We start from the raw sequence: 26,211 nt of genomic DNA, 5'->3' as shown, positions 1-26,211 counted from the left end.
GATAGATCCCCGGCTTTGCGGCCGGGGAGTTCTCAGGCGCGGTCCGCCGGATAGGGGGTGCGGATCAGCAGCACCAGACCTCCGGCGAGGAACAGGATCAGCGTCGCCATGCCGAGATGAGCCGATCCGGTCAAATAGGTCACAATTGAAAACAGGAGCGTCGCCATGAAACTCGTGGCGCGGCCGGATAGAGCATAGATGCCGAAATAGCGGCCGGCCTCTTCGAGACTGACGCTGCGCGCCAGATAGGAGCGCGATGAGGCCTGCACCGGGCCAAAGGCAAGGCCGATCAACAAGCCATAGAGGATATAGGCCTTTTCCGCCATCGTGCCGAAAAGCCCGCCGCTGTCGGCAGTCGAAAGCGGCATCAGCCCGAAGAAAGTGTAGCCCGGGCCGGTGGAAATAATACCGATCGTGGCCAGCAACAGCATGGTCAGGCTGATGATGACGGTCACCTTTGAGCCTATCCCCCTGTCGACCCGTCCGGCGATCAGGCAGCCAAGGATCGCCACGATATTGAGGATGATCCCGTAAATGCCGATCTCGATCGTTGCCCAGCCGAACATGCCTGCCGCGAAGGCGCCACCGAGGATCAGCAGGCCGTTGACGCCATCCTGATAGATCATGCGGGCGATGAGGAAGGTCAGGATACCGCGACGCGTCCCGAGTTCGCCGAGCGTATTGCGCAATTCCCTGAGACCGAAGCGCACCGCAAAGCCGAAAGGCAGGCCTTTGCGGGCATCCGGCGTGAAGAAAAACATCGGCAGGATGAAGATCAGATACCAGACAGCCGAGATCGGGCCGGTGACGCGCGCGTCCTCGCCCGTATGAGGATCGAGACCGAAAAGCGGATCGAGACCCAGAATGGTCTTGCCGCTTTCGGGGCTGCCGGCCAGCAGAGCCACGACGGCGATCAGCACGATCATGCCGCCAAGATAGCCGAGACCCCAGGCGGTGTTGGAAAGCCTGCCAACGTCGTCCTTGCTGACGAGGCGCGGCATCATGGAATCGTTGAAGACGATCGAGAACTCTGCCGAAATCGAGGCGAGGATCATGAAGATGACGGGATAGATGATCGGCGAGCCCGGAGCAGCAAACCAGAGGCAGCAGAGGCTGACGATCTTGATGACCGCGAAGAAGGCGATCCAGGGTTTGCGCGCACCGGACTGGTCGGCGATGGAGCCCAGGATGGGGGACAGGATGGCGATGATAACAGAGGAGATCGTCGCCATGTTGCTCCACATCGTCTGCGCGGCGACCGGATCGGATGTCAGCCGCGAGACGAAGTAGGGGCCAAAAATGAAAGTCGTTACTACGGTGAAGAAGGGCTGGGCTGCCCAATCAAAGAGCATCCAGCCCCATATGCCTTTCTCCGTGGCTTTCGGCGGCTGCGTTCCTGTCCAGTCTATGCGATTCAAACGTCCGCTCCTTTTTGGGGCGGACTGTCTCATCTCGTCCGGTCGCGCGCAAGATCGGTCAGGATGCCTGCGGCAACAGTGATGCGGGCGAGGTTCGGATCGGCTCCATCGCTGAGGCTTGCAAGCTCCTCGACGATACGGTTGATGCGCACCCTGTCCTGCGCATGCCAGGCCTGGACTGGCTGCTTTTCCTTGCCGTGATCGGAAAGCGCGGAGATCACGATATCGCGACGGGCGCTAGCGATCTGGTCGATACTGCGGGCAAGAGCGAGGTTTTCATAGTGGTCGGAGGTGATGATGCGGTTGCCCGCAGCCAGCAGCCGGCCGACACGGAAAGTCTGGGTGACGGCAAAGTAGTTTTCGGCTGCGCGCGGCAGCGCCTCGCCGGTGCGAGCGGCGATCTGCATGATCTCCGGTACCAGAGCGAAGGTGGGCAGAGCCGCGATTTCGGCCGCCAGTTTTTCCGGCAGACCAGCCTGTTGGTACTCCTCCTGGCGCGCGGCGACGTCAGCTGCGGCCTGATCGGCGAAGGAGGGCCTGAGTTTCTTCAGCGTCAACTGAAGCCGGCTAATGATCTCGGCCATGTCGCCCTTGGTCATGCCGGTCTTTAGCAGCAGGCGTGTCAGCACCGTGAAGCTGTTGCCGATCTCTTCATAGATGCGGTTCTGGATCTGGCCGGAAACCTTGTTGTCCAGGGCATCCGTTTCGGCCCAAAGCCGGTTGAGATCGAAGCCGTCGCGGGCAACGATGGCGGCGCGCACGACTTCCGGAGCAGATGCTGCGGTCGCATCCATCATGCTGACGGCAAAGCCCGGCCCGCCGCGGTTGATCGCCTCGTTCGCGAGCACCGTCGCGACGATTTCCCGCTTCAGCCGGTGGCTGTCGATATCGGATGCGTTGGACTTCTGCATCTTCGCCGGGAAGTAATGGAAGAGCGTGTCGACGAAATAGGGATCGTCAGGCAGTTCGCTGGCGATCAGTGCATCGAAGAGTACGATCTTGGCATAGGAGAGCAGCACACCGATCTCGGGGCGCGTCAGTGGCCGGCCGGCAGTGTAGCGCTCGGACAGCGAGGCGTCGTCGGGAAGCGTTTCGACCTTGCGGTTCAGCTGTCCCGATGCCTCCAGGACGCTCATGAAGCGGCCGAGCTCAAGGCCGTTTGCCGTTCCCTTGCGGGCTGTCAGCGAGATTGCCAGGGACTGGAGGTAGTTGTTGCGCAGTACGAGCGCAGCCACCTCATCGGTCATGCTGCCGAGAAGCTGGTCACGTTTGGTGCGGCTGAGCCGCTGTTCGTGCATAGCGTTCGCCAGCGCGATCTTGATGTTGACCTCGACGTCGGAAGTATTGACGCCGGCCGAGTTGTCGATGGCGTCGGAATTGCTGCGTCCGCCCTTCAGGCCGTAGGCAATTCGGCCTTTCTGCGTGACGCCGAGATTGGCGCCCTCCCCGATCACCTTGGCGCGCACTTCGTCGGCCGTAATGCGGATCGGATCGTTGGCGCGATCGCCGACGTCGGTATCGGTCTCGGATGCCGCCTTTACATAAGTCCCGATGCCACCGAACCAGAGCAGGTCGACGGGGCTTTTCAGGATCGCGGTCATGATTTCGAAGGGCGTGGCGACAGCCTTGTCGATGCCGATTGCGGCCACGGCCTCCGGCGTCAGCGTAACCGACTTTGCCGAGCGCGAAATGATCATGGCACCTTTCGAGAGCACGGACTTGTCGAAGTCCTGCCAGCTCGAGCGCGGCAGGTTGAACAGGCGCTGGCGCTCGGCGAGGGTTTTTTCCATATCGGGATCGGGGTCGATGACGATATCGCGGTGATCGAAAGCGGCGACCAACCGGATCTTCGGCGAGAGCAGCATACCGTTGCCGAAAACGTCGCCCGACATGTCACCCACGCCGGCCACCGTAAAGGGCGTTGTCTGGATGTCGATATCCATCTCGCGGAAGTGGCGCTTTACGGTTTCCCAGGCGCCGCGTGCGGTGATGCCCATCTTCTTGTGGTCGTAGCCGGCGGAGCCGCCGGAGGCGAACGCGTCGTCCAGCCAGAACCCTGCTTCCTGAGCAAGCGCATTGGCGGTGTCGGAGAAGGTTGCCGTGCCCTTGTCCGCGGCGACGACGAAATAGGGGTCATCGCCATCCAGGCGCACCGTATTGTCAGGCGGGATGATATCGGCGCCGGAGATGTTGTCGGTGATGGAAAGCAGCGTGCGGATATAGGTTTTGTAAGCTTCACGACCTGCGTTGAAGAGCTCTTCGCGGCTGCCGCCGAGCGGGAGTTTCTTGGGATAGAAACCACCTTTGGCGCCAACGGGCACGATCACGGCGTTCTTGACCTGCTGCGCCTTGACGAGGCCCAGAACTTCGGTGCGGTAGTCCTCGGCGCGGTCCGACCAGCGCAGGCCGCCACGGGCGACGCGGCCGAAGCGCAGATGTACGCCTTCGACTTCGACGCCATAGACGAAGATTTCACGGAAGGGCCTGGGTTCCGGCAGGCCATCCACCAGGTGCGGGTCAAGCTTGAAGGCGAGCATCGCCTTCGGTGTTCCATCGGCATTGCGCTGGAAATAATTGGTGCGCAGCGTTGAATCGACGATATTGACATAGCGGCGCAGGATACGGTCGTCATCCAGGCTCGGCACGTCGGCAAGCTCGGCTTCGATTGCCTGATGCAGCTCGGCGAGCTTCTTGATACGTGCCTTTTCCGATAGCTTCGTATCGAGCGTGTCGTGGAACAAGCGGAAGATCGAAGCGGCGATCGCGGGATATTTGTCGAGGGTGGTTGCGATATAGTCCTGCGAATAGGCGATGCCGGCCTGGCGCAGGTAGCGCGCATAGGCGCGCAGCACATTCACCTCGCGAGCCGAGAGGCCGGCCGACAGGATCAGCGCGTTGAAGCTGTCATTGTCGATCGTGTCGCTGAAGGCTGCGACGAAGGCCTCTTCGAGCGGTGCGCCAAAACGTGCGAGGTCAATGTCCGCACCGCTGCGGGCCTCGAGTTCCATGTCGTGCAGCACGACGATGTTGATCGCGCCCTCGGCGGCCGGGACTTCGATATCGAAGGTCCGCTCGCTCAGGACGTTGAAGCCGAGGTTTTCGAGGAGAGGCACGCGGCGCGACAGCGGCAGCTGCTCGCCGCTATGGAAGATCTTCAGCGACAGGATGCGGCCGCGTTCGTCGTCCTGGCGATAGTAGAATTCGATGCGGATCGGCTCGCCGGCGGCGCATGCGGTGATGTCGGGCAGATCGCCGACCGCTTCATCCGGCGTGAAGGCTTCCTGGAAGGCGTTGCTGACGCCGAGCTTCGGCGCCTTGGGGCCGGCGAGCATCTCGAAACGGCTGTCCCAGCGCGCGGTGATCTGGCGGATCGTCTCCTCGAGCTTGGCCTGATGGATGCGCGGCGTCTTGCCGCCCGAGCGGCCGATGATGAAGTGAACGCGTGCGACACCGCCTTCCGGAAAGGCCGGATAGTAGGCGGAAACGCGGCCATCATAGACAGTCTTCAGATAAGTGCCGATGCGCTCTCGCACGATCGAGTCATATTCCTCTCGCGGCACGAAGACGATGACGGAGACGAAGCGGTCGAAATGGTCGATGCGGGGCAGCACGCGTACGCGCGGGCGGTCGGCGAGATCGTTGATCTGCTCGGCGAAGGTCGCAAGCAGCGGGGTATCGATCTGGAAGAGATCATCGCGGGGATAGGATTCCAGCGTATTGTCGAGCATGCGGCCGGAATGGCTCATCGGGTCGAAGCCGAAATGCTCCTTCACCTTCTCGATCTTGGAGCGCAGCAGCGGAATTTCAGATGCCGAGGAGGTGTAGGCAGTCGAGGTGAAGAGGCCGACAATGCGCAACTCGCCTGTCACATTCCCCTGGGAGTCGAAGCGCTTGACGCCGACATAGTCCATATAGGCGCGGCGATGGACTATGGATTTCACATTGGCCTTGGTGACGATCAGGAAGTCTGGACCGTCGAGGAATGCGAGGATTTCCGGCGTGGTCGTCACGGCGTCCTTGCCGGTGCGCAGCACGAGAACTTCGGGATTGGAGAGAATGCCGAGACCCGTTCCCTTGTCGCGTTCGACATTCGCATCCGGGCCTTTGCCGGAATAAACGTAGTCGCGCATACCGAGGAAAGTGAAGTTCTCGTCGCGCAGCCAGGTCAGGAAGGCGATCGCTTCGTCGCGGTCGACCTTCTTGCGGCTGGCGCTATAGTTCGAGAGCTCTGAAATCACCTCATCGACGCGGGCGAGCATTGGCTTCCAATCGGAAACGGCAAGTTCCACCTGCTCGAGCACTGCCTTGATCCGCTTGATCAGGTCGGCGGCCTGGGAGGGGCTGAGCGGCGAAACGTGAAGCTGGATGTGGCTAACGCGCTTAGCCGGGTCGCTCGCTACATCAGCGGAATAGAGTTCCGGGGCCTTGCCGTCCTCCAGGATCAGGATCGGATGAACTGCCATGCAGATGTCGCGATAAGTGCTGGTCACCTCGCCCATGACGGATTCGTACAGGAAGGGCTTGTTGTGATCGGTCACCGAAAGGATGGAGACTGCGATGCCATCGGGGGTGACATCGGCGACCGTGTCGATGCTGACACGCGGTGTCTTGCCGCTCCAGGCGGCGATTTCGGCTGCCGAGTGTACGGCGGAAAGCGCAAGCATTTCCGGCGTGTAGAGTTCGAGATCGTCGCCGCTTGCGCGGCCGAAGAGGATTTCGGGATCGAGATGGGGCTCACCGGTCGCGGCTGCGATCTTGCGCGCGCTCTCGATCTGCTTTTCCCGTTTCGGGTTGTTTCTGGCGGCCATGGATCATCCCCCCGATTGTTTTGATGTGGGCAAGTTAGCAGAAGGTTCTTCGAAAGAATCTCTAAAAGAGGGCCTCGAAAAGTCGTTTTCGTGCTTTTTTGGCTATGCTTACGAGAGATTTCGAAAGTTTTTGGGTCGTTTCATGCCGACGGACGGTAAAATCACTTTATCCGGCTTTTCCGTCCCGCCGCACATTTCCACGCTCGCATGAAGAATGGTTGACAGCGCCTTGTCAAAAAGATCATCAACGGCGGTCGAAATTCGGAACCGGATGCCATGTCGGAAAACGCAGCGGGCGCAGTCATCGTCATCTCCAGCCATGTCGTGCGCGGGTCGGTCGGAAACCGTGCCGCAGTCTTCGCGCTGGAAACGCTCGGCCATCAGGTCTGGGCGCTACCGACGATCGTGTTGCCCTGGCATCCAGGCCATGGCCGTTCGACACGGCTTACTTTCGCCGAGGCCGATTTCGAGGCGGCGATCGATGATCTCATCCGCGCGCCGTGGATCGGCGAGGTCAAGGCCGTCCTGTCGGGCTATTTCGGAAACGCGGCCCAAGCCCGTTCCGTCGCGAAGCTCGTTGCGTCGTTGCGCGAGAGGAATCCGGAACTGCTCTATGTCTGTGATCCGGTCATGGGCGATCTCGGTGGCCTCTACGTGCCCGAAGCTACAGCCGAGGCGATCCGTGATCACCTGATACCACTTGCTTCGCTCGCCACGCCCAACCGATACGAACTTGCCTGGCTGTCGGGCGCAGCCCTCGATGACAACAACGCGGTCATGGAGGCCGCCCTTTCGCTCGGTCCCTCGCGCATGCTGGTCACATCGGCGGTGCCGATGATGGCGGGCGGCACGGGCAATCTCTATCTCTCCGGTAAGCATGCTCTGCTTGCCGAACATCGTGTCGTCGAGAACCCGCCCAACGGTCTCGGAGATCTGCTGGCCGCTCTATTCCTCTCTCGTCTGCTCTCGGGGATGGAGGATGAGAAGGCGCTGCAGCTGGCGACCGCCAGCGTGTTCGAAGTGCTGGCGCGCGCCGTCAAGCGCGGCAGTAACGAACTGATGCTGGCAAGCGATGCCTCCAGCCTCTTGACACCCATGGCGATGGTGCAGATGCGTCATCTCTTCCATCCTGCGCAACGGCGGAAAAAATAGGGCCGATGCTTTTGCAGCGCAGCAGTTGATCTTGGCTCGCGCGCGCGCTAATCCAAGAGCATGACGAGATTTCCCAACTCCCTCCTGGACGGTTATCGCAACTTCATGAGTGGGCGCTATGCCGATGCCCGCGACAGGTATCGGCAACTTGCGGAAAATGGGCAAAGTCCGACAACGCTCATGATTGCCTGTTCCGACTCCCGCGCGGCGCCCGAACTGATCTTCGATGCCGGGCCAGGTGAACTCTTCGTCATCCGCAACGTCGCCAACCTGGTGCCGCCCTATGAGCCAGACGGCCATTTCCACTCTACGTCGGCAGCGCTTGAATTTGCCGTGCAGGCGTTGAAGGTCAAGAATATCGTCGTCATGGGCCACGGCCGCTGCGGCGGTATCCGCGCGGCACTCGACCCCGATGCCGAGCCATTGTCGCCTGGCGATTTCATCGGCCGCTGGATGTCGCTCGTGCGCCCTGCCGCCGAGCAGATCGGCAGCAACGACATCATGACGCCAGGCGAACGACAGACTGCGCTGGAGCGGGTGTCCATTCGCAATTCAATCAACAATCTCAGATCTTTCCCTGAAATCAAGACGCTCGAGGAAGAGGGCAAGCTGGAGCTTCATGGTGCCTGGTTCGACATCTCGACCGGCGAACTCTGGGTGATGGATTCTGAGACACTCGATTTCGTCCGTCCCGAAATCTAGGGATAGACCGCTTTATCGGTTTTTTAAGATATTCCACTAAGCTCGCCTACGAGGAGCAGCTGGACGTGGATTAAACATGAATTTCGAAGCGGTGAAATTCAAGAATATCAGAAGGGCTGTGCTCGCCGCCATTCTGCTGCCCTTCGTCTTCATGATTGTCGAAGGCGTCGTGTTGATCCGCTCCTCGCTCATGCAATACCACGCGCTCGAAAATGACCATCTCTTTGCCGATGTTCTTGCTCGCGGAGGATCGATTGCGGCCAATGAGATCCTAGCGGAACTCGTCGCAACGCGAGCCTATATCAACGATCGCGATGAGATCACCAGGGCGTCGATGATCGAAAGGCGAAACTCACTCGATAGCGAACTCGCGCGTTTCAACGCAAGTCTTCCAGCCGCTGGAGCAATGGATGTCGGTCTGCAGTCGCAGCTTTCCAATCTCCGTCTCGCTTATAGTCGTATCGTTGCGGCACGATCGGCAGTCGATCGCGGCTATTACGGCAAAGGCGGCAACCCCGTTCATATCTATGGGCAGGCTGGACTAAAGCAGCTTGGACTTGTCGAGTCGCTTTCGTCGAGGATCCATGATCCCGTGTTGATGCGCAAATCCAGCGAGCTGATGAGCATCCTTCTCACCTATTACGGCGAGCGGCTGATCGGCAGTCTTGGCCAGCGTTATCTCGACCGGACCGATTTTTCTGCCATGTCGCACGAGCAGCTTGTTCAAGGCGAAATGATGCTCGGCAACGGTATGGATCGCCTGCGCTTTCATTCTTCCTCGCCTGTCATCCAGGAGATTCTCGACTATAGGGCGCAGCCCGATGAAGTCTGGGCCGATACTTTCACCCAGGCAATGGTTTCCGGGGTGCTGCGACCGGACAAGGCGATCCGGGACAAATGGATCGGCATCCAGAACGAACGGCTGGATTTTCTGAGGCAGAAGATCGCGTCCGTCACCGATGACATTCATGTGACTGGGCAGAGGCTGTCGATGCGCTCTCATATCCACATGACGATCGTGCTTGCTCTGTCAGCCGGACTGGTGCTGCTCGTTGCCCTTATTGCAACGCTTGCGGTTCGCGGTATCCGTCTCGTTGCCCGCGTTACCGAAGAACGTGAACTGCTCGTCAACGAACTGCGCAATGCCGCCCAGACCGATCTTCTGACAGGCCTTTATAACCGGCGCGGTTTCGAGGCTGCTGCTTTAGCGCTTCTGATGCAGGCTGGTTCACGCTGGATTTCCGTCGTGCTGTTCGATCTCGATCACTTCAAGAAAATCAACGACGTGCATGGCCATGACGCGGGTGATGTCGTGCTGAAGCATGTGGCCGGCGTCGCAAGGGAAAGCTTCCGCTCCTTTGATCTATTGGTGCGCCATGGCGGCGAAGAGTTCATGGCGCTGCTCCCGGACTCGGCACCCGAGGATGCGGCCATCGTCGCGGAACGTGTCCGGTTGGCGATCGAGGCTGCCGACATCGAACTGCCCGGCGGCGAGCGCCTGCGGGTTACGGCAAGCTTCGGCTGCGCGGGGCGCACAAATGCCGTAAGCAATCGCAATTTCGATGATCTGGTAAAGCGCGCCGACCTGGCGCTTTATGCGGCCAAGGCCTCGGGACGCAATTGCGTTGTTGCCGGGCCGATTGTTCCTTCCACGGCACCGCAGGAAGAGCGGCGCAAGGCTGCCGGCGGGAGCCACGATATCCGCATATGAAAAACGCCGCATTCGCATGCGGCGTTCCTGACATTTCCTATCGAACGTCTCTTCAGTTGCCGTCGATCTGCTGGCCGATATAGGCGATTGCCTGCTGATAGACCGTTGCGGCATTCCATCCCTCGATGGCGACGAAGTTCGGCTCGCCCGGCTGGTAGCCTGCGCCGGCGCGCCAGCCGTGACCCTTGAGGAAATTGGCAGTCGAAGCCAGTGCATCAGCGCGAGAGCCGACCATGTCGACGCGTCCGTCGCCATCGCCATCAGCGCCGTAACGCACCACGTTGCGTGGCAGGAATTGCGTCTGGCCGATTTCGCCATGGGCAGCGCCTCGGGCTTGCGGGCTCAGATAACCCTCCGAAACGAGCTGCAGGGCTGCATAAAGCTGGTCGGTGAAATATTCCGAACGGCGGCAGTCATAGGCGAGGGTCGAGACTGCGGACATCGTATGCTGGTTGCCCATATAGCTACCGAAGCCGGTTTCCATGCCCCAGATTGCAATCAATGGGCCGGCCGGAACGCCGAAACGGCGCTCGATCGAAGCGAAGAGAGCCTGGTTGGCGGCCTTCATCGACCGTCCGCGAGAGATAACGGCAGCACCGCCGCGCTTCTTCATGAAAGCATCGAAGGAGAGCTTGAAGCTCTTCTGGCCGCGGTCGGCCGAAATCGTCGGCTTGTTGTAGCTGACATTGGCGAAGGCGCGGCTCAAGACGGACTGGCTCACACCATTTGCTGCCGCCGTCTGTTTGAAATCGGCGACCCAGGCCTCGAAACCGGCACTGGTGTTACCGCACTGGGCACCCTGCGCGAACGCCGGTACCGCATGGAGGACGCCCATTGCCGCGGCGGCCGCCAGAATCAATTTTGTCATGCGCATTGAGAAACCCCGCTCTCGATCTGCATAGCTTTCAGGCCAGGCAAGAGAATGCCAGTCACCGGCGATTTTGTCACGGTCGCCCTTTAGCGAACGCTCATACGGCGGTATTTGCCCGAAAAAGCCCCGCTCGTCGAGCAGGGCTTTAGCATATTATGGTTTACAAATGGTATCAGGCTGCCTGCTTGCGCGGCTTGACGAGGCCACGATTGACGAGCAGCTCGGCAATCTGGATGGCGTTGAGAGCCGCACCCTTGCGCAGGTTGTCGGAGACGACCCACAGGTTGAGGCCGTTCTCGACGGTCGCATCTTCGCGGATGCGCGAGATGTAGGTCGCGTCCTCGCCGGCAGATTCATACGGCGTGATGTAGCCGCCGTCCTCATGCTTGTCGATGACGAGGCAGCCCGGCGCTTCGCGCAGGATATCGCGGGCCTGATCTGCGGTGATCTCGTTTTCGAATTCGATGTTCACCGATTCCGAATGACCGATGAAGACGGGAACGCGCACCGCAGTGCAGGTCACCTTGATCTTCGGATCGAGCATCTTCTTCGTTTCAGCCAGAACCTTCCATTCTTCCTTCGTGTAGCCGTCTTCCATGAAGACGTCGATGTGCGGAATGACGTTGAAGGCTATGCGCTTGGTGAACTTCTTGTTCTCGATCGGATCGGCAACGAAGACGGCACGCGTCTGGTTGAAGAGCTCGTCCATGCCTTCCTTGCCGGCGCCGGAGACCGACTGATAGGTCGAAACGACGACACGCTTGATCTTGGCGAAGTCATGCAGCGGCTTCAGCGCGACGACGAGCTGGGCAGTCGAGCAGTTCGGATTGGCAATGATGTTGCGCTTCGTGAAGAGCGAGATCGCGTCCGGATTTACTTCCGGAACGATCAGAGGCACGTCGGCGTCGTAGCGCCAGGCCGAGGAATTGTCGATGACGACGCAGCCCTGCTGGCCGATCTTCGGGGAGACGCGCTTGGAAACCTCGCCGCCGGCCGACATCAGGCAGATATCGGTGTCAGAGAAATCGTAATTCTCCAGATTGGAGACCTTCAGCGTCCGGTCGCCATAGGAAACCTCGAGGCCCTGGGAGCGGGAGGAGGCGAGTGCTACGACTTCATCGGCTGGGAAACCGCGCTCGGAGAGAATGTTGAGCATTTCCCGCCCGACATTTCCGGTGGCTCCGGCAACTGCAACTTTGAAACCCATTTCTCAAGCTCTCTTTCTCTTCTCTCCTCTTGTCCGGTGAGGGGGGAAGCGCGACATCATCGCGACTTCCTGTCCCCGGCCGGGCCGGGGAGAGAGCGGCAGGCCAGAGACGTCAGACGGTTTTCGTCGTCGTTTTGGCCTTGGTTTTGGAAGAAACCGGAACGGCAAAATCCAGCCCGGCACTTCCTGCCAGGTTATTGCGCTCAGCGATGGCATGCTCGTGGCGAACCATGGATATTCCTTTTCCGTCGTTGCTCATAAAACGTTTTCCACAGGAGTCAAGGTTTTTGCGTATGTGGCGAGCGGAGGAGAGGGGGTTGCCATGCTGCGGCGTTTTGTCATCCCTCTGTCATTGCCGAGGGGTATCCCCGACCCGTTGTTGATGACTGCAACGAAAAACGGGGGTTTTTCCATGCGTATGCTTCTCGCCGCTTTTGCGGCCACCACGATTCTGGCTGGCGCTGCTCAAGCAGCTTCGATCTATCCGCTTGATCGTGCTACGATTCTCGCCGGTTCACCTTTCGACTTCAAGGTCGAGCTTTCCAAGCAGGTCAAGCCGGAAGACGTGAAGATCACGGTCAATGGCCAGGATTACAAGACTGTCCTCGGGGGTGAGGCACAGTTCGTCGAGCTGGAAAAGGGCAAGGAAGACAAGGCTCTCGGTTCAGCTCTCCTGCTGCGCGGCCTGAAGATTGCCGCTCCGGGCACCTACAAGGTTGAAGTCGCCGCCGGCGACGAAAAGAAGGCCGTGACCTGGGAAGTTTTCGGCACTTCCGCACAGCCGAAAGCCAAGAACATCATTTTCTTCCTCGGTGATGGTCTTTCCATTGCTCACCGCACCGCCGCCCGTATCATGTCCAAGGGCATGACCGAAGGCAAGGCGAACGGCCGCCTGAACATGGACGATCTCGATCATATGGCCTTTATCGGCACGTCCGCCACCGATTCGGTTACCACCGACAGCGCCAATACGATGTCGGCCTACATGACCGGCCATAAGGGCGCCATCAACTCGCTCGGCGTCTATGCCGACAGGACACTCGACACGCTGGACGACCCGCGCGTCGAAACTTTCGGCGAAGCCCTGCGCCGCCAGACCTCGAAGTCGATCGGCGTCGTTACGACCTCCGAACTTCAGGACGCGACGCCCGCTGCCGTCGTCTCCCATACCCGTCGTCGCGATGACAAAGCTGAAATCACCGGCATGCTGTTCGACGTGAAGCCGGATGTCATCCTCGGTGGCGGCTCGGCCTACTTCCTGCCGCAGGCGACTGCCGGCTCGAAGCGCAAGGACGACAAGGACTACGTCAAGATGTTCCAGGACGCCGGCTACAAGCTCGCGATCGACAAGACGGAACTCGCCGCTGCTGCCAGCACTAACGAAGGCAAGATCCTCGGCCTGTTCCACACCGGCAACATGGATACGACGCTCGACCGTGAATTCCTGAAGAAGGGCACTGTCGGTAAGTTCCCGGCCCAGCCCGGCCTTGTTGAAATGACCAAGGTCGCGCTCGACAAGCTCTCGAAGAATCCCGAAGGCTTCTTCCTGATGGTCGAAGCTGCCAACATCGACAAGATGTCGCATCCTCTCGATGGCGAGCGCGCTGCTATCGATACGATCGAATTTGACAAGGCGGTCGGTCTGGCGAAGGAATTTGCCGCCAGCAATCCCGACACGCTGATCGTCGTCACCGGTGACCATACGCACGGCATCACGATCGTCGGCACGATCGACGATACGATTGAAGGTACGGAGATGCGAGAGAAAGTCGCTGGCCGCAGCTTTACCAACTATGTCGATGCCAACAATGACGGCTATCCCGACAGCGTTGACGTCTCCAAACGTCTAGCCCTGTTCGTCAGTAACTATCCCGACCACTACGAAACTTTCCGCCCGAAGCTGGATAACCCATACACTCCGGCCATCCAGAACGAGAAGAAGGACTACGTCGCCAACGAAGCCTACAAGGATGTTCCTGGCGCCGTCTTCGTTCCGGGTAACCTGCCTAAGAGTGCGGCCACCGGCGCCCATACCGTCGATGACGTTGTCCTGCAGTCGACCGGCCCCGGATCGGAGGGCTTCAAAGGCTATATGGAACAGAGCGACGTCTACCGCGTTCTCGCCGACGCTTTTGCGCTCGGCGCCAAGCAGACGAACTAAGCACCTGTGTCCCAGGCCGCTTGCCGGTCTGGGACTTTTCATCGATCCTCATCCCGGTCGCTTTGCGGCCGGGTATCCGTTTCTGGAGACCGCTATGGAAAGGCTCGCTTTGGTGAATCTCAGCCGCCGTCGCCTCTTGGGCGTCATGGCCGCGGTTCCCTTCCTCGTCGCCCGGCCTGTGATTGCCGATGATTCCTTGATCAGCTTCGATGAACTCTACGGAAAATTTGGTGTGCTTGGTCTCGAATTTTCCGACAAGGTCAAGCGCCTTGCTGGCAAGGAAATCAGTATCAAGGGCTTCATGGCGCCGCCGTTAAAGGCTGAGGCGCAATTCTTCGTCCTGACGGAGATACCAATGTCACTCTGCCCCTTCTGCTCTTCCGACGCAGACTGGCCGGACAATATCGTCGTCGTTTATCTCGGCGAGAAGCAGACCTTCGTACAGCCGAGCCAGACTATCGAAGTGCGTGGCACGCTCGAGTTCGGGTCGTGGAAGGACCCGGAAACCGGCTTTGTAAGCCTGCTGCGTATCCGCCAGGCCGAATATTCCAGCGTCTGAGCATCGATGCTAGCTCTTGAAATCGAACAACTGGCCATGACGTTTCCTGGCCTTTCGGCACCTGCGCTCGCCGTCGATCATGTGTCGATCGCCGCGGGCAGCCGTGTCGTGGTTACCGGCGCCTCGGGATCCGGCAAAAGCACATTCGTCAATATCGTCACCGGACTGGAGAGGGTTTGCGAGGGCCGTGTCCGCTGGAACGGTGAGAATATTGCTGCGCTCTCCGAAAGTCGCCGTGACCGCTTTCGGGCTGCCAATATCGGGTTGGTCATGCAGGAATTTCACCTTTTCCCCGGCCTGTCCGCTGTCGAAAACGTGCTGTTGCCTGCGCGTCTCGCGCGTGCCGCGACGTCGACGATAATCGAGCGCGCCCACGATCTCCTCCACACTGTCGGTCTTGAGCGCGCCGCACAGAGGATCGAAACCATGTCGCGTGGCGAAATGCAGCGTGTGGCGATTGCCCGGGCGCTCCTGCGCAAACCTGGTGTCATCGTCGCCGACGAACCGACCGCGAGCCTCGATGCCGACAGCGGCGATGCCGTCGGTGATCTTCTGCTCGATCTTGCCATGGCCGAAGGCAGTACCCTGATCGTCGTGTCGCACGATCCCCGCCTCGCCACTCGTTTCGACCGACGCCTGACATTTCGTTCCGGCCGCATTATCGACGATTCCGCGATCAAGGGAGCGGCCGCATGATCCGCTTCATCCTTGCCGATCTGCGCCGTTTATGGGCCGGCTCTCTCGTTGTTGTACTGCTCGTGGCGCTTGCGACCGCGCTCGGCGTTTCCGTCATCCTGCAGGAGCGGGCTCTTCGTCTCGGCAGTGCGCGGGCGGCCGACAAGTTCGATCTCGTCATCGGCGCGGGCGGCAGCGAGACCCAGCTCGTGCTCTCGTCCGTTTTCCTGCAGCCGTCCGCGCTGCCGCTGATGTCCGGCGACATCCTGGCAAAACTTGCTGCCGATCCGCGCGTCGAATGGGCTGCCCCCGTTGGTTTCGGCGATTCCTTCTCAGGCTATCCGATCATCGGCACGACGACAGCGTTGACGGAAACGATTTCCGGCGGCTTTTCCGAAGGTCAAGGTTTCGCCAGCGAGGGCGAGGCTGTCATCGGCTCAAGCGTTAACCTGGCTATCGGCAGCGAGATCAAACCGATGCACGGCACGATCGAAACCGGCGGCCATACGCATACGGAACTTGCCTATCGCGTGATCGGGCGCCTACGACCGACAGGCACAGCATGGGACCGGGCCATTCTCGTTCCGATCCAGGCCGTCTGGCATATTCATGGGCTGGAAGCGGGCGAAGAGCACGACAATGACCACGCCGCCGCGGAAGGCGCTCATGAGGAAGCCGACCATCATGCGGAGGCTGAAACCCATGCCGGCCTGAATGAGAACTGGACTGCGGAAACGCCCGGTCTTCCGGCCATCCTCGTCAAGCCGAAGACGATTGCCGATGCCTACAAACTGCGGCAGGACTATCGTAATGGCACGACGATTGCCGTCTTTCCCGGCGAAGTCCTGACCAATCTTTATGCGACGCTCGGTGATGCCAAGCAGATTCTTGTTGCCGTTGCCTCTGGTGCGCAGGTGCTGGTCGCAGCCTCGCTGATCCTTGTGACTGTCATCCATATCGGCCAGCGCCGCAGGCAGATCGGTGCGCTGCGCGCCTTCGGTGCTCCCCGCAGTGCCATATTCGGTATTGTCTGGCTGGAGTTCTTTATTCTTGTTGCCGCTGGGATCGGGCTTGGTTTTACACTCGGCTACGGTGCCGCGCTCATTCTTTCCGGCTTCTTCTCGCAAAGCAGTGGCGTCAACCTGCCCGTCGGCTTCGCCCGTGAAGACGGAACGCTTGCTGTAATCCTACTTGCCTTCGCCACTGTCCTCGCCGCCTTGCCGGCGGTGCTCGCCTATCGGCAGTCTCCGGCCCAGGCTTTGCGGGGGTGAGCATTGCGGCAGGCCTGTTCCGCCATGCTGTGACCATCCATGCACAAAAAATTAGACTAAAGTCATAATCCCAAAGCATCCCTCTTTCTGACTCGTCTTTTCTGTCAAACTCTCGTCAGGCGTGTCGTGGCCAGGGGTATGCTTTGAGGAGAGTAGGCCGCGACCGTTGCTCATCACTCTGTGGAGGACAGACAATGGCAAATGTCGCAAGCGTCGACGGTGCGAAAGCCGGTCCGATGACGGGCGAGGAGAAGAAGGTCATCTTCGCCTCGTCGCTCGGCACGGTTTTCGAATGGTATGATTTCTATCTTTATGGTTCGCTCGCCACCTATATCGGCGCGACCTATTTCACCCAGTATCCGGAAGCAACGCGCAACATCTTCACGCTGCTCGCTTTCGCTGCGGGTTTCCTGGTGCGCCCATTCGGCGCGCTGGTCTTCGGCCGTCTCGGCGACCTCGTCGGCCGCAAATACACCTTCCTGATGACCATTCTCATCATGGGCTTCTCGACCTTCCTGGTCGGCATCCTGCCGGGCGCGGCCTCGATCGGCATTGCCGCTCCGATCATCCTGATCGGCTTGCGTCTGCTGCAGGGTCTGGCACTCGGCGGTGAATATGGCGGCGCGGCGACTTATGTTGCCGAACACGCGCCGAACGGCCGTCGCGGTTATTTCACGTCCTGGATCCAGACGACGGCAACGCTCGGTCTCTTCCTGTCGCTGATCGTCATCGTCTCGGTCCAGTCGATCATGGGACCAACTGCCTTCGCCGCCTGGGGCTGGCGTATTCCGTTCCTTGTCTCCGTCGTCCTGCTCGGCATCTCCGTCTGGATCCGGTTGAAGATGAACGAGTCGCCCGCCTTCCAGCGCATGAAGGCCGAAGGCAAGGCATCGAAGGCGCCGTTGACGGAAGCCTTTGGTCAGTGGCGGAATGCCAAGATCGCGCTGATTGCGCTTTTCGGTGCCACCATGGGTCAGGCGGTGGTCTGGTACGGCGGGCAGTTCTATGCCTTGTTCTTCCTGCAGAACGTGCTGAAGGTCGATCTTCAGTCGGCCAATATCATGGTCGCCATCGCACTCTTCCTTGGTACTCCGTTCTTCGTCATCTTCGGCGGACTGTCGGACAAGATCGGCCGCAAGCCGATCATCATGGCGGGTCTTCTAATTGCAGCGGTCACCTACTTCCCGCTGTTCAAGGCGATGACTTATACGGCGAACCCGGCCCTTTACGAGGCGCAGGCGACGATCCGGGCAACGGTTACGGCCGATCCGGCGGATTGCAAATTCCAGTTCAATCCGACCGGTACGTCGAAATTCACCAGCTCCTGCGATATTGCAACGGCGTTCCTGACCAAGAACTCTGTGCCTTATGACGTGGTGCCGGGTCCGGCCGGCCAGCCTGCAACCGTGAAGGTCGGTGACGATACGATCACCAGCTACGACTCCGTTGCAGCCGGTGCTGATGCGGCCAAGACCGGTGCCGCGTTCGAAAAGGGTGTCAATCTTGCCCTTCATGATGCTGGCTACCCGCTGAAGCGCGGTGCTGCCAAGGTTGCCGATGCCAAGCTCGATGCCTTCATCGCTGCCAATCCGGAGCTCACCCTCAATGCCGATGCGATACGTGCCGGCCAGAAGGAAACGCTGCCGGCCGACAAACTCGTTGCCGGCAAGCTGCTGACGGCGGATGAAGCAAAAAGCGTGACGGATATGGCGGTCTACACGATCCCCGGTGCCGGTTCGTTCGCAATGACGGCTGATCCTGCCCGCGTCAACTGGGTGGGGACGATTGCCATCCTCTTCGTGCTCGTGTTCTACGTGACGATGGTCTACGGCCCGATCGCGGCACTACTGGTCGAGCTCTTCCCGACCCGCATCCGCTATACCGGCATGTCGCTGCCCTATCATATCGGCAACGGCTGGTTCGGCGGTCTGCTGCCTGCTACGGCCTTCGCGATGAGTGCTGCCGCCGGCAACATCTATTATGGCCTCTGGTATCCGATCGTCTTCGCAGCGATCACGCTGGTCATCGGTATTCTGTTCCTGCCGGAAACCAAGAACCGCGATATTCACGCAATGGATTGAGACGCGGTGGATATCCTGAAATCAAAGACCCGGCGCCCGAAAGGCGCCGGGTTTTTCATGTGTCATTTTCTCATGCGCATCTCTTATGCGTCCGGGAAGTATCGCTTGGACATCGGCCAGCCGTCCGGCGCGAGCCTGAAAAGCAGGCCGTAGCGGGCATAGACGATCGCCGTCAGCAGCGAGAACCAGGCGCCGAAGGCGAGGCCGGCTATGACATCGCTCGGATAGTGCGCGCCGACCATGACACGCGTCATGCCGAGCCAGATGGCGCCGGCGATGAAGGGAACTCGGTAGCGCGGGAACAGCAACGCGAAGGCGGCAAAGAAAGCGCCTACCGTGGTCGAATGGCCTGACGGAAAACTCTCCAATGCAGCACGGCCGGAGAAGGGCGTGAAGGAAAGCACGCCGAGATCCTGGAAATGTTCAGGGCGCGCACGACCGATCGTGCGTTTCAGAAGATTTGCAAGCAGGCCGGAAAAGACGACAGTCGTGAACAGATAGGCGCCGATCCAGCTCACATAGAGCGCCTGGGCTCTTGCCTTTGCGCTTTTCAAGAGTTTGTAGCCGGCTCTGCCGTGAAAGAAGAGCAGGACGCTGGTAAGGATCAGCCAGGCGGAATCGCCGAAATCGGTCAACATTTCCCCAAAGCGCTGAATGGGTTCCGGTAGGTGACCGGCACCAATCGGTGCATCGAAGATCAGCATGGAAAGGATGACGGCATTCAGGGTAACGAAAAGGCATGCGCGCCAGCGCAATGGTGGCATGACGCATCTATTCCTGCGCCAGCGCCTGTCCAGGGAGACTAAAAGTGCCCGCATCCATACTACCCGTATAATCCTTTAGGAGTAGGAATAGGCAGTGAAGATGCACAGGATTACGACAGAGACCGGGTTTGCTCAGATAATTCTCTTCGATCCTGGCAATGACCGCTCTTGGCGCTGATGGATGAAACCGTGCCAAATAAAAGGCCCTCCGCACGGGTGCGAAGGGCCGAAAAGCGTTTCACGTGAAATATCAGGCGGAAAGCGCCTTGAATTCGGCGAGGATGGCTTCGCCCATTTCGACGGTGCCGACCTGGCGGCTGCCCGGTGCCATGATGTCGCCAGTGCGGATGCCCTTGTCGAGCACGTTTGCTATCGCCTTTTCCAGGTTATCCGCCTCCTTGACCATGTTGAATGAGTAGCGAAGGCACATGGCGAAGGAGGCGATCATGGCGATCGGGTTGGCGATACCCTTGCCGGCGATATCGGGCGCCGAGCCGTGCACCGGCTCATAGAGCGCCTTGCGCTTGCCGGTCTTGCCGTCCGGGGCGCCGAGCGAGGCAGACGGCAGCATGCCGAGTGAGCCCGTGAGCATGGCGGCCACGTCGGAGAGCATGTCGCCGAAGAGGTTGTCGGTGACGATGACGTCGAACTGCTTCGGCTGGCGCACAAGCTGCATGCCGCCGGCATCGGCCAGCATATGGTCGAGTTGGACGTCGGAATATTTCGCCTTGTGGGTTTCCGTCACGACCTGGTTCCAGAGCACGCCCGACTTCATGACGTTGCGCTTTTCCATGGAGCAGACGCGGTTGTTGCGGGTGCGGGCCATTTCGAAGGCGACGCCGGCAATGCGCTCGATTTCGTAGGTATCGTAAACCTGGGTATCGATACCGCGCTTCTGGCCGTTGCCGAGGTCGATGATTTCCTTCGGCTCGCCGAAATAGACGCCGCCCGTCAGTTCACGGATGATGAGGATGTCGAGGCCTTCGACCAGTTCCGGCTTCAGCGAGGAAGCGGAAGCAAGCGCCGGATAGCAGATTGCAGGGCGCAGGTTTGCGAAGAGTTCCAAGTCCTTGCGCAGGCGCAGCAGGCCGGCTTCCGGGCGAACTTCATAGGGAACGCTATCCCACTTCGGGCCGCCGACGGCACCGAACAGCACGGCATCGGCAGCAAGCGCCTTCTTCATGTCGTCTTCGGAGATCGCCGCACCATGCGCATCGTAAGCAGAACCGCCAACGAGGCCTTCATCGGTGACGAAACCGGCATTCATCGCTTCGTTCATGTAAGCGATGATCTTGCGGACCTCGCCCATCGCTTCGGGGCCGATGCCGTCGCCCGGCAGCAGGAAAAGATTGCGCACTGTCATGAAAGCCTCCGCGGAAAAACAAGCTGCGGTTTCTTAGACCCCGGAAATGGGCATTTCAAGCGAGAGAAGGGGTGAATCGGTACGCCTGGCTTCGTGTCATGTGATGTCCGACACGGTTGCTCCCGTGCTCGCAAACGGGCTAGAACGATAACTCTGCCCATTCTTTTTCGGATATTCGTCCATGTCTTTCGCGCCTCTCCATCTCGACACGCCTCTCTTCCAGACGGCACCTGATTATAGCATCAGTGACAAGCCGCTCTGGCTGAAGCTCGATGCGCTGCAGCCTTCCGGCAGCTTCAAGCTTCGCGGTGTAGGCCGGCTTTGCCAGCATGAGGTTCAAAACGGCGCGCGCGAGATCTTCTGCGCTTCGGGCGGCAATGCCGGCATTGCCGCGGCCTATGCCGGACGGGCGCTCGGCGTGCCTGTTACCATCGTCGTGCCCGAGACGACAGCGCCGGACGTGCGCCGGACGATTGCCGCAACAGGTGCCAAGGTGCTCGTCCATGGATCTGTCTTCGACGAGGCCAATGCGCATGCAATCGCTCTCGCTGAGAGCCGCAAGGCAACCTATGTGCATCCTTTCGATCATCCGCTCCTGTGGGATGGCCATGCCACGCTGATCGACGAGGTGGTGGCGAAAGGGGCCAAATTCGATTGCGTCGTTACCAGCGTTGGCGGCGGCGGGTTGCTTGCCGGAATCGTCGAGGGACTGAGGCGGAATGGGCTTTCCGACGTGCCTGTCATTGCCGTCGAGACGGAGGGAGCAGCATCATTTCATGCCAGCCTCAAGGCCAACGAGCGTATTTCGCTACCGGCCATTACATCGATTGCCACTTCACTCGGCGCACGGCAGGTGGCGCAGCATGTTTTCGATCTGCCAAAGCATCACCCGATTGAAAGTGTTCTCGTCAGCGATGCCGATGCCGTTTCCGCCTGCCGGAAATTTGCCGATGCGCAGCGCATCCTGGTCGAACCGGCCTGTGGTGCAGCACTTGCCGTTGCCGATGTCCACGCTGGCCTGCTGTCGCGCTTTAACAATCCGCTCATCGAAGTCTGTGGCGGTATCGGCGTGTCGCTCGAAAAGCTTGACCTCTGGAAAGGGAAATTTCTCTGAGACCCGGGCAAGAAAAAGCCGGGCAGCTAGCCCGGCTCGATCTAAAAGCAATTTGATAGGGCTCAGGCAGCCCAGGGGTGCGAAGCGGCGTTCTTCTTTTCGAATTCGTCGATCGCCTTGCCCTTTTCCATGGTCAGGCCGATATCGTCGAGGCCGTTCAGCAGGCAGTGACGCTTGAATTCGTCGAGATCGAACTTGATCGAGCCGCCATCCGGACCGGTGATTTCGAGGTTTTCGAGGTCGACGCTCAGAACGGCGTTGGAACCGCGTTCGGCGTCGTCCATCAGCTTGTCGAGGTCTTCCTGACTGACCTTGATCGGCAGGATGCCGTTCTTGAAACAGTTGTTGTAGAAGATGTCGGCGAAGCTGGTCGAGATCACGCAGCGGATACCGAAATCGAGCAGTGCCCACGGAGCATGTTCGCGCGAGGAGCCACAACCGAAATTGTCGCCGGCAACCAGGATCTTTGCCTCGCGGTAGGCCGGCTTGTTCAGCACGAAATCAGGGTTTTCGGAACCGTCTTCATTGTAGCGGGCTTCGGCGAAAAGGCCCTTGCCAAGGCCGGTGCGCTTGATGGTCTTCAGATAGTCCTTCGGAATGATCATGTCGGTGTCGATGTTGACGACCGGCAGGGGCGCTGCAACGCCCGTGAGCTTCACGAATTTATCCATGACCCATGCTCCATTTCAGCAAAACGTACTTTCTGATTTTGCATCTATTCCAGTTTTCCGCCGAAATGAAGAAGAATCTTTCGCCGATGGAGGCCACGCGACGTTTCGCGCGGCCTGCCGATTGCGAGCGTCCTCTTACTTGGCCTTTATTTGGATGGGGCGTTCAGGCCCCAGAGCACGCCGAACGGATCACGAAGCTGGCCGTAGCGGTCGCCCCAGAACATCAGTTCGACCGGCATGACGACTTCGGCGCCGGCAGCCACTGCGCGGTCCCACCAGAAATCGATATCGTCGATGACCAGCTGGATGGCGAAACCTTCATGGCCTTTGAAGGGATGGCCGTATTCCGGATAGGCATCAGACAGCATGAGGGAACTGCCGTTGATATAAAGGTGCACGTGCATCGTACGGCCACTCTCGTCGGGCGGCACGATATAGGCCTGTTCGGCGCCGAAAGCCTTCTTGTAGAATTCCGCAGCCTTTGCCGCGCCATCGACCGTCAGATAGGGAAGCAGGCCATTCTTGACCGGCGGCATCTTGGCTTGGTTGCTCTCCATCGCGTCCATGCTCGTCCTCCATTCGTTTTTTGAAGTGCCGGCTGAATGCTCGGCTGCTTCAAGGACGTAGCAAGGGAGTGTGAGCCGACAATGTCGGTCAGAATTTTCAGGGAAAAGCGATCAGAGATCGATGATGGTGCCGCGGCCGTCGTTCCAGATGCGCATTTCGCGCTTGCCGTCAGCGCGGGCGCGGACGGGAGCGGGCTTCATCTTCATCGAAAGGGCGCGACCGACCATGAGCACGGTCAGGATGCCGCCGACGGCGAGCGTGACCGAGAAGGTGAGAAGCAGCATGGCTACGAAAACCGTGGCGCCGGCAAGCATGAAGAAGATGGAGCGAATGTTCTGCATTGGTTAGAGACCTTTCTACGGAAAGGAATGTGGTCCTTCTTTTTTCTCTCTGCAAGCCAAGCATGGCTTTTTGTTGTCTTGCCGGGTTTTGCGAAGCTTGGCACTAATAATCCATGAGCCGAACACCACCTCTCCGTTCCCTGCGTCTGCGCCGTTCTGTACTGAGCGTGCCCGCCATCAATGCGCGGGCGCTTGAAAAGACCTATTCCCTTGATTGCGATGCAGTTATTTTCGATCTGGAGGATTCCGTAGCCCCCGATAAGAAAGCGGAAGCCCGAGACAATCTGAAAGCTTTTTTTGCCGGACCGCCGCTTGAGGGCAAGGAAAGGATCATCCGCATCAACTCTTTGTCATCCGGATACGGGCTGGCGGATCTGGAGCTGATAAAGACATTATCGCCCGATGCCGTTCTCCTGCCGAAGGTGGACGAACCGCAGGACGTCATGGCCATCGGTGATCTGCTTGCCGAAGCCTATGCGCCGGACGAATTGCGCATCTGGGCGATGATCGAGACGCCGCGCGGCGTGCTGAATGCCGCAGCAATCGCCGAATCCGGCCGCACACCGGGATCACGGCTCGATTGCCTGGTCGTCGGGCTCAACGATCTGCGCAAGGAAACGGGCGTCTTGCCGCAGCCGGGGCGGACCTATCTCGTGCCCTGGCTGATGCAGGTCGTTCTGGCAGTAAAAGCCTACGGTCTCGATGCGCTCGACAGCGTGTTCAACGATTTCCGGGATGGCGATGGCTTCGATGCCGAATGCGAGCAGGGGCGTGCCATGGGTTTTGCCGGAAAGATGCTGATCCATCCGGCGCAGATTGCAGCCGCCAACGTGCATTTCGGACCTGACGAGGAGGAGATCGCGGAGGCGGAGGCTATCATCGCCGCCTTTGCCGACCCGGCGACCGATGGGCTCAATGTCATCAATGCGAACGGGCGGATGATCGAGCGGCTGCATCTTGTCCAGGCGGAAGCTCTGGTCCATAAAGCGCACCTGATTTCCGCAAGAAAGCCCGCCTGATGAAACTCTACCGCTTCCTGACCGGTCCCGACGACGCTTCCTTCTGCCACAAGGTGACGGCCGCGCTGAACAAGGGCTGGTCGCTGTCGGGCTCGCCCACCTATAGCTTCAACGCTGCGACCGGCCAGATGCAGTGTGGCCAGGCCGTCGTCAAGGACGTCGAGGGTAAGGATTATCACCCGGACATGAAGCTGTCCGAGCAATAAGGTCAGCGTTCGGCCGCTTCTTCGGCGCTTGCCTCAATGCGTTCCATGTCATCGTCGCTGAGGCCGAAGTGGTGGCCGATCTCATGGATCAGCACATGGGTGATGATGTCGCCCAGCGTTTCGTCGTTTTCGGCCCAGTAATCGAGGATCGGACGGCGATAGAGGCGGATGCGGTTCGGCATCTCGCCGGTTTCCACGGTAAAGCGCTCCGAAATGCCGCGTCCCTCGAAAAGGCCGAGCAGGTCAAAGGGTGTTTCAAGCGCCATATCCTCGAAAACTTCGTCATCGGGGAAGTCTTCGATTTCGATGTTCAGATTGGTCGTCAGCTTGCGAAATTCGTCCGGCAGATGGCTGTAGGCCTCCATTGCCAGCGACTCGAAGGTGCTGATCGTCGGCGCATGGCGATCCCGCCAATCATCGCTCCGGTCTACGTGGGCCATGAATATTCCTTCCTTTGCCGGCCCATATAGAACCTTTATCGCCGATTTTCGAGTGCGGAATCAAAGGCAGGAATAAATTCTTATAAAATGACGGTTGACTCTTTATTAGAGCTCTGGAATCCATAGGAACATAACAGGAACAAGACGAATGGAGAGACCGCCATGGCGCAGACCGCCCTGGCGCGCGAGCGGCTTTTTGCGCTCCGCGAAACCATTGCCCGACTGGAGGGAAAGTCCGCGCCGGCGCTGGCCGCAGCGGAACGGGAAGCCTTGTCGGAAGGGCGCGAGAGGCTTCAGGAGCGCATTCTGCCGCGCCTGCCTTTCGGTGTGGAGCAGTTCGATGACGCCTTGGAAGGTGGCCTTCAGCTCGATGCAATTACCGAATTTCGCGCGGCGAGTTCTTGCGATGCAGGGGCGGCAAGTGGTCTGGCGATGGCCATTGCGGCGCGATTGCAGAAGCAGGAGGAGGAGACCAGCAGGCTGCTGCCGCTGCTCTGGATCGGTGATGTTGTCGGCACATTGGAGGCGGGGCGCCCTTATGCTCCGGGGCTGAGGGATTTCGGGCTGAAGCCGGAGAGGTTTTTCCATGCCGCGCCACGCAAGCTGGAGGATGCGCTCTGGCTGGCGGAAGCAGCCATCGAAAGTGCTGCCTTCTCGGCCGTCGTCTTCGAAGTGCGCGGAAATCCCCTGCATTTCGGCCTGACCGAAAGCCGCCGGCTCAGTCTCAGGGCGCGTGCGGTGCAGCGTCCGCTCTTTCTCCTCCGGCAGGCGGGAGAGGAGGAAGCGAGCAGTGCCGCCTTCCGCCTGCATGTCGAGCCGGCGCCGTCGGATCTGCGACCGTTGCCGGACGGATCAAAACTTTCCGGCAGCATCGGCAATCCGATTTTCCGTCTCACGCTGGAGAAGAGCCGCAATCCGGCCCCGCTCTCCTGTCTTCTGGAGTGGAATCCCCATGAACGCGAATTTCTCCCCGTCAACGAACCAAGCTTCGCTCGCCCTCCAGGCGAACAGTCCGCGCATTCTGTCGCTCAGCTTTCCGCATCTGCCAACGGACCGCATCGCCCGCAGGCGATGGGGGCTGTCCTGGCGTTCGAAAGGGCGTCCTGAAGC

At 59.7% G+C, this 26,211-nt stretch carries 23 protein-coding genes; 12 read left to right on the top strand and 11 right to left on the bottom strand.

The features are described from left to right. Positions 1-32 precede the first annotated feature (32 nt). Both LVY75_32525 and LVY75_32520 read right to left on the bottom strand, forming a co-directional pair. Entirely contained in the window at positions 33-1,451 is a 1,419-nt protein-coding gene (locus LVY75_32525) for an MFS transporter (protein ID XAZ23463.1), read from the bottom strand. Beyond that, positions 1,448-6,226, bottom strand: a complete 4,779-nt coding sequence (locus LVY75_32520; GenBank protein XAZ23462.1) for an NAD-glutamate dehydrogenase — start codon at positions 6,224-6,226, stop codon at positions 1,448-1,450. Before LVY75_32520 ends, LVY75_32525 begins: the two co-directional genes overlap by 4 nt. Positions 6,227-6,502: 276 nt before the next feature. Between LVY75_32520 and pdxY the strand changes: the two genes are divergently transcribed. The 3 genes from pdxY (at position 6,503) to LVY75_32505 (ending at position 9,791) form a co-directional block, all read left to right on the top strand. Continuing rightward, positions 6,503-7,378 carry a pyridoxal kinase PdxY gene (pdxY, locus tag LVY75_32515; protein XAZ23461.1) on the top strand — a complete coding sequence of 292 codons (876 nt, stop codon included), beginning with the start codon at positions 6,503-6,505 and terminating at the stop codon, positions 7,376-7,378. A 60-nt stretch (positions 7,379-7,438) separates the two neighbouring features. After that, entirely contained in the window at positions 7,439-8,080 is a 642-nt protein-coding gene (locus LVY75_32510) for a carbonic anhydrase (protein ID XAZ23460.1), read from the top strand. A gap of 91 nt (positions 8,081-8,171) precedes the next feature. Further along, positions 8,172-9,791 (top strand): GGDEF domain-containing protein, encoded by a 1,620-nt coding sequence (locus tag LVY75_32505; GenBank protein ID XAZ25880.1) that lies wholly within the window; start codon positions 8,172-8,174, stop codon positions 9,789-9,791. 52 nt (positions 9,792-9,843) lie between these two features. Here LVY75_32505 and LVY75_32500 read toward each other — a convergent pair whose 3' ends face one another. From LVY75_32500 to LVY75_32490, 3 genes are all read right to left on the bottom strand, one after another. Beyond that, entirely contained in the window at positions 9,844-10,665 is an 822-nt protein-coding gene (locus LVY75_32500) for a lytic murein transglycosylase (GenBank protein XAZ23459.1), read from the bottom strand. A 169-nt stretch (positions 10,666-10,834) separates the two neighbouring features. After that, complete coding sequence (locus tag LVY75_32495; protein ID XAZ23458.1) at positions 10,835-11,869, bottom strand: aspartate-semialdehyde dehydrogenase; 1,035 nt, start codon at positions 11,867-11,869, stop codon at positions 10,835-10,837. Between the two features lie 112 nt (positions 11,870-11,981). After that, positions 11,982-12,128, bottom strand: coding sequence for a hypothetical protein (locus LVY75_32490; protein ID XAZ23457.1), 147 nt, complete (start codon positions 12,126-12,128; stop codon positions 11,982-11,984). A gap of 153 nt (positions 12,129-12,281) precedes the next feature. On the opposite strand from LVY75_32490, the gene LVY75_32485 reads away from it, so the two are divergent. From LVY75_32485 to LVY75_32465, 5 genes are all read left to right on the top strand, one after another. Then, the gene (locus tag LVY75_32485) at positions 12,282-14,030 is read left to right on the top strand and encodes an alkaline phosphatase (GenBank protein ID XAZ23456.1); all 1,749 of its coding nucleotides are present in this window, start codon (positions 12,282-12,284) and stop codon (positions 14,028-14,030) included. Between the two features lie 94 nt (positions 14,031-14,124). Further along, positions 14,125-14,589, top strand: a complete 465-nt coding sequence (locus LVY75_32480; protein ID XAZ23455.1) for a hypothetical protein — start codon at positions 14,125-14,127, stop codon at positions 14,587-14,589. Positions 14,590-14,595: 6 nt separating this feature from the next. Beyond that, positions 14,596-15,285 carry an ABC transporter ATP-binding protein gene (locus tag LVY75_32475; GenBank protein XAZ23454.1) on the top strand — a complete coding sequence of 230 codons (690 nt, stop codon included), beginning with the start codon at positions 14,596-14,598 and terminating at the stop codon, positions 15,283-15,285. Next, positions 15,282-16,535 carry an ABC transporter permease gene (locus LVY75_32470; GenBank protein XAZ23453.1) on the top strand — a complete coding sequence of 418 codons (1,254 nt, stop codon included), beginning with the start codon at positions 15,282-15,284 and terminating at the stop codon, positions 16,533-16,535. The genes LVY75_32475 and LVY75_32470 overlap by 4 nt, the downstream gene beginning before the upstream one ends. 194 nt (positions 16,536-16,729) lie before the next feature. Next, positions 16,730-18,616, top strand: a complete 1,887-nt coding sequence (locus LVY75_32465; protein ID XAZ23452.1) for an MFS transporter — start codon at positions 16,730-16,732, stop codon at positions 18,614-18,616. A gap of 83 nt (positions 18,617-18,699) precedes the next feature. Here LVY75_32465 and lpxE read toward each other — a convergent pair whose 3' ends face one another. Together lpxE and leuB are read right to left on the bottom strand one after the other, a co-directional pair. Further along, a complete protein-coding gene (lpxE, locus tag LVY75_32460; GenBank protein XAZ23451.1) occupies positions 18,700-19,434 on the bottom strand; it encodes a lipid A 1-phosphatase LpxE in 735 nt (244 codons plus the stop codon). 196 nt (positions 19,435-19,630) lie between these two features. Beyond that, positions 19,631-20,743 (bottom strand): 3-isopropylmalate dehydrogenase, encoded by a 1,113-nt coding sequence (gene leuB / locus LVY75_32455; GenBank protein XAZ23450.1) that lies wholly within the window; start codon positions 20,741-20,743, stop codon positions 19,631-19,633. 181 nt (positions 20,744-20,924) lie between these two features. Between leuB and LVY75_32450 the strand changes: the two genes are divergently transcribed. Further along, complete coding sequence (locus LVY75_32450) at positions 20,925-21,857, top strand: pyridoxal-phosphate dependent enzyme (GenBank protein ID XAZ23449.1); 933 nt, start codon at positions 20,925-20,927, stop codon at positions 21,855-21,857. A gap of 62 nt (positions 21,858-21,919) precedes the next feature. On the opposite strand, the gene leuD is transcribed toward LVY75_32450, so the two are convergent. The 3 genes from leuD to LVY75_32435 form a co-directional block, all read right to left on the bottom strand. Then, positions 21,920-22,528: a 3-isopropylmalate dehydratase small subunit gene (gene leuD / locus LVY75_32445; GenBank protein XAZ23448.1), complete on the bottom strand. Its 609-nt coding sequence runs from the start codon at positions 22,526-22,528 to the stop codon at positions 21,920-21,922. 146 nt (positions 22,529-22,674) lie between these two features. Further along, positions 22,675-23,094, bottom strand: coding sequence for a glyoxalase/bleomycin resistance/extradiol dioxygenase family protein (locus LVY75_32440; protein XAZ23447.1), 420 nt, complete (start codon positions 23,092-23,094; stop codon positions 22,675-22,677). Between the two features lie 111 nt (positions 23,095-23,205). Next, positions 23,206-23,436 carry a hypothetical protein gene (locus tag LVY75_32435; GenBank protein ID XAZ23446.1) on the bottom strand — a complete coding sequence of 77 codons (231 nt, stop codon included), beginning with the start codon at positions 23,434-23,436 and terminating at the stop codon, positions 23,206-23,208. 113 nt (positions 23,437-23,549) lie between these two features. On the opposite strand from LVY75_32435, the gene LVY75_32430 reads away from it, so the two are divergent. Together LVY75_32430 and LVY75_32425 are read left to right on the top strand one after the other, a co-directional pair. After that, the gene (locus LVY75_32430; GenBank protein ID XAZ23445.1) at positions 23,550-24,455 is read left to right on the top strand and encodes a CoA ester lyase; all 906 of its coding nucleotides are present in this window, start codon (positions 23,550-23,552) and stop codon (positions 24,453-24,455) included. Then, positions 24,455-24,661, top strand: coding sequence for a DUF1737 domain-containing protein (locus LVY75_32425; protein XAZ23444.1), 207 nt, complete (start codon positions 24,455-24,457; stop codon positions 24,659-24,661). The genes LVY75_32430 and LVY75_32425 overlap by 1 nt, the downstream gene beginning before the upstream one ends. Before the next feature lie 2 nt (positions 24,662-24,663). Here the strand turns inward: LVY75_32425 and LVY75_32420 are convergent, their stop codons facing one another. Continuing rightward, positions 24,664-25,101 carry a metallopeptidase family protein gene (locus tag LVY75_32420; protein XAZ23443.1) on the bottom strand — a complete coding sequence of 146 codons (438 nt, stop codon included), beginning with the start codon at positions 25,099-25,101 and terminating at the stop codon, positions 24,664-24,666. Positions 25,102-25,263: 162 nt separating this feature from the next. Between LVY75_32420 and LVY75_32415 the strand changes: the two genes are divergently transcribed. Beyond that, the gene (locus LVY75_32415; GenBank protein ID XAZ23442.1) at positions 25,264-26,208 is read left to right on the top strand and encodes a hypothetical protein; all 945 of its coding nucleotides are present in this window, start codon (positions 25,264-25,266) and stop codon (positions 26,206-26,208) included. Positions 26,209-26,211: the final 3 nt, after the last annotated feature.

Source organism: Sinorhizobium sp. B11 (genome assembly GCA_039725955.1).
Lineage (GTDB): Bacteria > Pseudomonadota > Alphaproteobacteria > Rhizobiales > Rhizobiaceae > Rhizobium.
The sequence above is the reverse complement of the archived record's forward strand: the minus strand, read 5'-3'. Positions and strand labels throughout refer to the sequence as shown.